General features: G+C 63.1%; 7 protein-coding genes and 1 pseudogene. 6 read left to right on the top strand and 2 right to left on the bottom strand.

The window, feature by feature from the left end:
- From ACESMT_RS06650 to ACESMT_RS06630, 5 genes and pseudogenes are all read left to right on the top strand, one after another.
- Positions 1–225 (top strand): annotated as a pseudogene (locus tag ACESMT_RS06650) (dihydropteroate synthase); the annotation flags it as partial.
- A gap of 75 nt (positions 226–300) precedes the next feature.
- Positions 301–1,635: a phosphoglucosamine mutase gene (gene glmM, locus ACESMT_RS06645; RefSeq protein WP_372825784.1), complete on the top strand. Its 1,335-nt coding sequence runs from the start codon at positions 301–303 to the stop codon at positions 1,633–1,635.
- A gap of 433 nt (positions 1,636–2,068) precedes the next feature.
- The gene (locus ACESMT_RS06640) at positions 2,069–2,254 is read left to right on the top strand and encodes a DUF1328 domain-containing protein (protein WP_372825783.1); all 186 of its coding nucleotides are present in this window, start codon (positions 2,069–2,071) and stop codon (positions 2,252–2,254) included.
- Between the two features lie 33 nt (positions 2,255–2,287).
- Complete coding sequence (locus ACESMT_RS06635) at positions 2,288–2,593, top strand: hypothetical protein (protein WP_372825782.1); 306 nt, start codon at positions 2,288–2,290, stop codon at positions 2,591–2,593.
- On the top strand, positions 2,574–3,413 hold the full coding sequence (locus ACESMT_RS06630) for a transglutaminase family protein (protein WP_372825781.1): 840 nt from the start codon (positions 2,574–2,576) through the stop codon (positions 3,411–3,413). The genes ACESMT_RS06635 and ACESMT_RS06630 overlap by 20 nt, the downstream gene beginning before the upstream one ends.
- Before the next feature lie 35 nt (positions 3,414–3,448).
- Here the strand turns inward: ACESMT_RS06630 and ACESMT_RS06625 are convergent, their stop codons facing one another.
- Together ACESMT_RS06625 and ACESMT_RS06620 are read right to left on the bottom strand one after the other, a co-directional pair.
- A complete protein-coding gene (locus tag ACESMT_RS06625) occupies positions 3,449–4,222 on the bottom strand; it encodes a class II aldolase/adducin family protein (RefSeq protein ID WP_372825780.1) in 774 nt (257 codons plus the stop codon).
- A gap of 96 nt (positions 4,223–4,318) precedes the next feature.
- Positions 4,319–5,242, bottom strand: coding sequence for a LysR family transcriptional regulator (locus tag ACESMT_RS06620; protein ID WP_372825779.1), 924 nt, complete (start codon positions 5,240–5,242; stop codon positions 4,319–4,321).
- 115 nt (positions 5,243–5,357) lie between these two features.
- On the opposite strand from ACESMT_RS06620, the gene ACESMT_RS06615 reads away from it, so the two are divergent.
- Entirely contained in the window at positions 5,358–6,992 is a 1,635-nt protein-coding gene (locus ACESMT_RS06615) for an NADH-quinone oxidoreductase subunit L (RefSeq protein ID WP_372825778.1), read from the top strand.
- The last annotated feature ends 8 nt before the right edge of the window (positions 6,993–7,000 follow it).

Genomic DNA, 7,000 nt, shown 5'->3' with positions numbered 1-7,000 from the left:
TACCCCCTGCTGGCGGGCTGGTCGCGCAAGTCCTCGCTGGCGGCGGTTAGCAGCACCTCGCTGGCCAGCGTGGCCAAGCTTGATATCACGGACCGCATGGTGCCCAGCGTCACCGCTGCCGTGTTGGCCGTGGACCGCGGTGCGCGCATTGTGCGTGTGCACGACGTGCGTGAGACCGTGCAGGCATTGAAGATCTGGACCGCAGCGCTGCCCCAGCCGTCCTGATAAGACGGCGCCCTTAAAATCGACGCCTGCGGTGAAGAAAACATAACAATCGATTCGTTCAAGGGATAAACCACAATGACCAGGAAATACTTCGGCACCGACGGCATTCGCGGCACGGTGGGGCAGGCGCCCATCACCCCCGACTTTGTGCTGCGCCTGGCGCATGCGGTTGGCCGTGTGCTGAAACGGACCGAAGAGCGACCGACGGTTCTGATCGGCAAGGACACGCGTATCTCCGGCTACATGCTCGAAAGCGCGCTGGAGTCGGGTTTTAATTCCGCCGGGGTCGACGTGGTACTTCTCGGGCCGTTGCCCACGCCCGGTGTGGCCTACCTCACGCGCACGCAGCGCGCCAGTCTGGGCGTGGTGATCAGCGCCAGCCACAACGCCTTTCCCGACAACGGCATCAAGTTTTTCAGCGCCCAGGGCGCCAAGCTGCCGGACGCATGGGAGCTCGAAGTCGAGACCGTGCTTGAGGAGCCTCCGGTGTGGGCCGACTCGCCCAACCTCGGCAAGACACGTCGCCTTGATGATGCGGCTGGCCGCTACATCGAGTTTTGCAAAAGTACTTTTTCCAGCGATCTGACGCTCAAGGGCATGAAGATCGTGGTCGATGCGGCGCACGGCGCCGCCTACCATATTGCGCCAGAAGTGTTCCACGAACTCGGTGCCGAGGTCATCGCCATCGGCTGCTCCCCCGACGGTATCAATATCAACCACGAGGTCGGTGCGACCCACCCCGAGGCCCTGATCAAGGCCGTCAAGGCCAATGGCGGCGATTACGGTGTGGCGCTAGACGGCGACGCCGACCGGCTGCAACTGGTGGATGCCGAAGGCCGGCTTTTCAACGGCGACGAGGTGCTGTATCTGATGGTCGCTGAGCGCCTGGCGCGGGGCGAAAAAGTGCCGGGCGTGGTCGGCACGCTGATGACCAATATGGCGGTTGAAGTGGCGCTGAAAGCCCGTGGCGTGGAGTTCGTGCGCGCGCGGGTGGGCGACCGCTACGTGCTGGAAGAGCTCGAAAAAAGAAACTGGCTGCTGGGCGGCGAAGGATCAGGCCACTTGCTGGCACTGGACAAACACAGCACCGGCGACGGCCTGATCAGCGCACTGCAGGTGCTGCAGGCCTGTGTGCGCAGCGGCAAGACCCTGTCGCAATTGCTTGCCGACGTGACCTTGTTCCCGCAGACCCTGATCAACGTCAGGTTGCAGCCTGGCCAGAATTGGAAAGACAGCGAACGGCTGGCCGATACCACGCGCTTGGTTGAAGCCGAACTTGGTGACAACGGCCGGGTTTTGATCCGGGCCAGCGGCACCGAGCCGCTGCTGCGGGTGATGGTGGAAGCCCGCGACGCGGGACAGGCGCTGGCCTGCGCCGAGAAGCTGGTTGCTGTGGTCAGGGCTTGCTAAGACCCTCTTTTGCTGTGCGCAAGTCCCCGGCATCATCCGCAGTTCGTGGAGCGTGGAGAGCGGGTATCGGGGAGTAGCCCCTGTTTTCCGGAACCGACTGCGAGATCCAGCGTGACAGGGGGGGCGAGCAGGCACCCGGGGAGCCGTAGAGCTTCATGGTGTCCTCCTGGCGGGTTGGGTTGGCGTTGGTTGACTGTGGGAACGGGCGGCGACCAGACCAAGTCCTGCCGCCGTTGTTATCGTCATAAATGTCTCTCGCCCTTGCTGGGTGGGCGCAAGCAGCGATCAAAAAAGTAGCGTACACGGCGTCATCTGGCCTTGTCCTACAGGTCCACGCGAGCCGCGCTGATTCGGACCGCATGAGCTGTCACCTACCATTGACTGATTCGATTTGACGGCGCCAAGCGTCCTACCAGCTAGCAGGAGAGTCATGATGTTGAAGTACGCCATCATTTTTGCCATTATTTCCTTGATCGCCGGCGCTTTGGGCTTCGGTGGCATCGCTGCTGGATCTGCTGGCATTGCCAAAATATTGTTCGGCCTGTTCCTGATCCTGGCGGTGATTTTTATCGTGCTGGCCGCACTGGGTGTTGGTGCGGTGAAGAAGGTGCTCAAATAAATGCAGCCAGCGCTGTTCTGGCAAGAGCGTGCCATGCCTGAGGGCAAAAAAACCGGGCCACAGGACGACCTGGCGCTGGTGACCCGGGACACCCAGCAGCGCGCCAGCATGGCGCAGTTGCTCTTGCTGGCGCGTTTGAAGGCCCGCAACCGGCGCGACCTTGCTGTCGATTCGATGGACCGTGCCGCCCATGTGATGTTTGTGACCTGCAAGAACTGGTTTTCTGCGGGGCGTGCGCGAGATACTGAAGCCCGGGTTGAGACCGAGCCTGGCCGCGCGCCCGCTCTTTCCTCCGACGACGACAACAACAAAGCGACCGATGCATACCGCAACCATTGACTGCCAGCTTGACTACGAGGTGGGTAGCCCCACCCATTTCCGCTTCAACATCGAGTCGGCCTTCCATGAGGCCCACACCATCGTCGAAGAGCGCCTGAGCGTCACGCCCAGCGCCAAGGTGCGGCATTTTTGCGATGAACGCAACGGCAACCGCTTTGTTCGGCTTGATGCGCCCAAGGGCCTGCTGTCCGTCAACTACCACGCCCAGATCGAACTGAGCCACGCGCCGGTGCCGCTGTACCTGGAAGAAGCACCTGTCACCGCCATCCCCGACGATGTGCTGCGTTACCTGATGCCCAGCCGCTATTGTGAGTCTGACATCATGAGCCGCGCGGCGCAGCAGCTGTTTGGCCACCTCTCACCCGGGTTGTCGCGCGTTCACGCGATTGAAAGCTGGATTCACGACTCGATTTATTACATGCCGGGATTCAGCACCTCCACCACAACGGCGCAGGAGGTGTTTGTGCAGCGTGCCGGCGTCTGCCGGGACTTTGCGCACCTGGGCATCACCTTGTGCCGGGCACTGAACATTCCGGCGCGGCTGGTGGTGGGGTATGTCTATTTTGACGAACCGCCGCAGGACTTTCACGCTGTGTTTGAAGCCTGGCTCGAAGGCCAGTGGGTGCTGTTTGACGCCACCCGCATGGCGCCCAACGAGCGGCTGGTGCGCGTGGGCACCGGGCGCGACGCCAAGGACGTGGCTTTTGCCACGATTTTCGGCAACGTGCAGATGTTGCGCAAGGAACTGGTGGTTGACCAGGGCGACACGCCTCTGCGCCCGGAGACCGTAGCGCTGCCTGCTGGTCTGGTGACGGCGTAAACGGTGACCGGCGAGCGCTTTAGCGCTTCAAGGTTTCAGGTCTTGTAGCTCTCGTCAAGCCTGTCCAGCTTGCGAATCAGCGCGGGCCAGGCAAACGCGCCACCCAGGCCGCCGGTCTGCACCCGCAGGGCTTCGGCCACACCTTTGACAATCAGCGGGTTGACTTCAATCAGTTCGCCCCCGGCCTGCGCATCGAGCTGGATACGGCAGGTGTTCTCGAAGGTGTACATGGACAGAAAAGCGTCGGCCACCGTCTTGCCGACCACCAGCAGCCCATGGTTGCGCAGCATCAGGAAATTGGCGGCGCCCAGGTCGGCCTGAAGGCGCGGCTTTTCGTCGTCGCGGAAGGCCACACCTTCATAGCCGTGATAAGCCAGCGAACCCAGCACAAAAGTCGATTGCTGGCTGATGGGCAGGATGCCGCATTTCTGCGCACTGACCGCAACACCGGCCCGCGTGTGGGTGTGCATCACGCAGCCGGCGTCGGCTCGCGCCTCGTGGACCGCGCTGTGGATCACAAAGCCGGCCGGGTTGACCGGGAACGGCGACTCGATGACCTTGTTGCAGCCCTCGTCAACCTTGACCAGGCTGGACGCGGTGATCTCGTCGAACATGAGGCCGTAAGGATTGATCAGGAAGTGGTGGGCACCCGCGCCGCTGACCGACTCGGGCAGCTTGGCGCTGATGTGGGTGAACACCAGGTCGCTCCAGCCATACAGCGCGGCCAGCCGGTAACAGGCGGCCAGGTCGCAGCGCAACTGCCATTCTTCGGAACTGACCGTGGCTTGCAGTGGAGGTATGTTGAGCATGAGGGACTTTCGGTGGTTGGTGGCGCTTGCCTACTATAAACAGTGCCGCTCACTGCGGCTGTCGTGCTTGCTACAGCGATATCGGTCAACCAGATGTCATGTGGTCTCGGCTGGTTTTTGCACCAGGGCACCCAGCACCGCGGCCTCGGGGCGCCGAAGCAGGTCTTTGAGCAGCGCGGGTTCAAAGTGTCGCCTGACCGAAATGGCATAGAAGTTCTCGTACAGGTCGGGCACCACGCAGTATTCCACCAAGCGGCCGCTGCGCAGTTCGTCCTGTACCACCACACTGGGTACAAGGGTGGTGCTGTCAGAGTCGCGTGCCAGGAGTCGCATCAGCGCCATGTCGTCGACCTCGGCGCGCAGCCTGTAGCGGATGCCGCGCTGCTCACACATCAGGTCGAACGCGGCGCGTATGTCGTTGTCGCGCCCCGGCAGCAGCAAAGGGGTATCGGCCAGGTCTTGCGGGAACCGGAACGGTTTTGCGCCAGGCCTCGCCTTGCCCACCAGGCTGACGGGCTGGCGCGCGATGCGCTGGCAGCGCCACGGGTTGTCGGTGCTGGCGTGCACGCGCTGGTTGGACAGAATCAGATCGAGTGTGTGTACGCGCAGGCGCGCCAGTAGCTCCAGCAGGTTGCCTGAGTGCAGCACCAGTTCCACATCGTCACGCTCGAGCAGCGGCTGCAAAAAGTTCTCCTGAAAATTGCGCGACAGCGTGGCCACGGCACCGATGCGCAGCACTTGCCGCTCTTCGCGGCGGCCTTCGCGCAGCAGGGCCATCAGCTCGTTGCCCGAGGCAAAGATGGACTCTGCGTAACCTAGTGCCAGTTGTCCCGCCTCGGTCAGCTGCAGGCTGCGACCCACACGGGCAAACAGGGGCTGGCCCAGTTGGTCTTCCAGCTGCCGTATCTGTGCTGACAGGGCCGATTGAGACACGTGAAGATGGGTGGCCGCGCGGGTGAGGTTGCCCTCTTTGGCGACGGCCCAAAAATAGTGCAGGTGATGAAAGTTAAGACGCGACATATTCCATAACGATAAACGTTCTTTAAAACTGAACAAAATATGCTGAAAAATGCATTTTACAGAATGATTAAAGGCAGGCAAAGTCAAGGGCATCCACACCAATAAGGATGTCGTGATGAATGCATTTTTCTCTGTGCCTGCTATCGGGCTGCCTGTGTGGCACGCCGTGCTGGTGTGGGCCCCGGCGTTGCTGACCGGGCTGGCGGCCCTGCTGGTTTGGGCCAAGGTTGGCACGGGCGGAGCCTGGCGCGCCGCCCGCATTGGCAGTCTGGCGGCGCTGGTCGCGGCGGCTTTCGGACTGTTCGCTGTCGCTTTGGGTGCGGTGGGCGTGGGCTACGGCGCTCGGGCCGACGGCGTAGGCGCGCTGGTCATGCTGCTGGTGGCCTTTGTCGGCTGGGTCATCGTGCGCTACTCGCAGACCTATCTGCAAGGCGAGCGCCGCGAGGTGCATTACGTGCGCTGGCTGTTGGCCACGCTCGCCGCCGTGCTGGTGGTGGTGGCCACCGACCACCTGCTGGTGCTGGCCCTGGCCTGGACGGCCACCAGCCTCACGCTGCACCATTTGCTGACTTTTTTTGGTGACCGGCCCGCCGCCGTGGTGGCTGCGCACAAGAAGTTCATCGTGGCGCGGCTGGCCGACATTTGCATGCTGAGTGCCACGGCGCTGCTGTGGATGGCTTACGGCACACCGCACATCCACGCCATGCTGGCGCAAGCTGTGGGCGCGCCCCTGCCGGGTACCGTGCAATTTGCGGTGCTGCTGCTGGCTTGTACGGCAGTGCTCAAGTGCGCGCAGCTGCCGTTTCATGGGTGGCTCATTCAAGTGATGGAGGCGCCGACGCCCGTGTCAGCCCTGCTGCATGCGGGCATCGTCAACCTGGGCGGTTTTGTGCTTCTGCGCTTTGCCCCGCTGGTGTCCGAGGTGCCTGCCGCGCAGGCGCTGCTGGTGGTGGTGGGCGCTGCCACGGCTGTTCTGGCGGCGCTGGTGATGACCACGCGTATCAGCATCAAGGTGACGCTGGCCTGGTCCACCTGCGCGCAAATGGGCTTCATGCTGATGCAGTGCGGTCTGGGCGCGTGGGACATGGCGCTGCTGCACCTCCTGGCGCACTCGCTGTACAAGGCGTACGCGTTTTTGGGCGCAGGCGGTGCCGTGCGGCGCGCGCAGATGGTGCAGCTGACGCCCCAGGCCCCCGCTGTTGGCCTGGGCGCCACGCTGGTCGGCGCAGTCACCGGGGTAGCCATGGTGCTGGCTGCCGGTGCGCTATGGAGCCTTTGGGCGCCAGATCTCGCCGCCTCACCTGCGATGTGGGTGCTGGCCGGTATCGTGTCGCTGGCGCTGGTGCCGCTGCTGCGGGCGCAATCGCAAAGTGCATCCTGGCTGGCCTTGGCGGGGGGTGCGCTGGGTGTGGCGCTGGCTTATTTTGGGCTGCATGTGTTGCTGGGCGGCTGGCTGGGCGTGCCGGAGGCGCAACCCAGAACAGTGCTCTGGATGGGCGCAGCCATCGCGTTTTTGGCCCTGTTTGCGCTGCAATCGGCCATCATGCTGGCCCCACGCGGGACGCTGGCACAGCGCCTGTATCCCTGGTTTTATGGCGGACTGTTCCTCGATGGAAAGTTCAACAGCCTGGCCTTTGCCCTGTGGGCGCCGCCTGCACCTGCGCTGCAAACCACCCCTTTGCCTGTGCAGCCAGTGGCGGCGGCCATCGCCTCAAGCCAGAACCCCGACGCCTCTGGAGGCACGCCATGAATACCGCC

Source organism: Polaromonas sp., assembly GCF_041689105.1.
Taxonomy (GTDB): Bacteria; Pseudomonadota; Gammaproteobacteria; order Burkholderiales; family Burkholderiaceae_C; genus Polaromonas.
The sequence above is the reverse complement of the archived record's forward strand: the minus strand, read 5'-3'. Positions and strand labels throughout refer to the sequence as shown.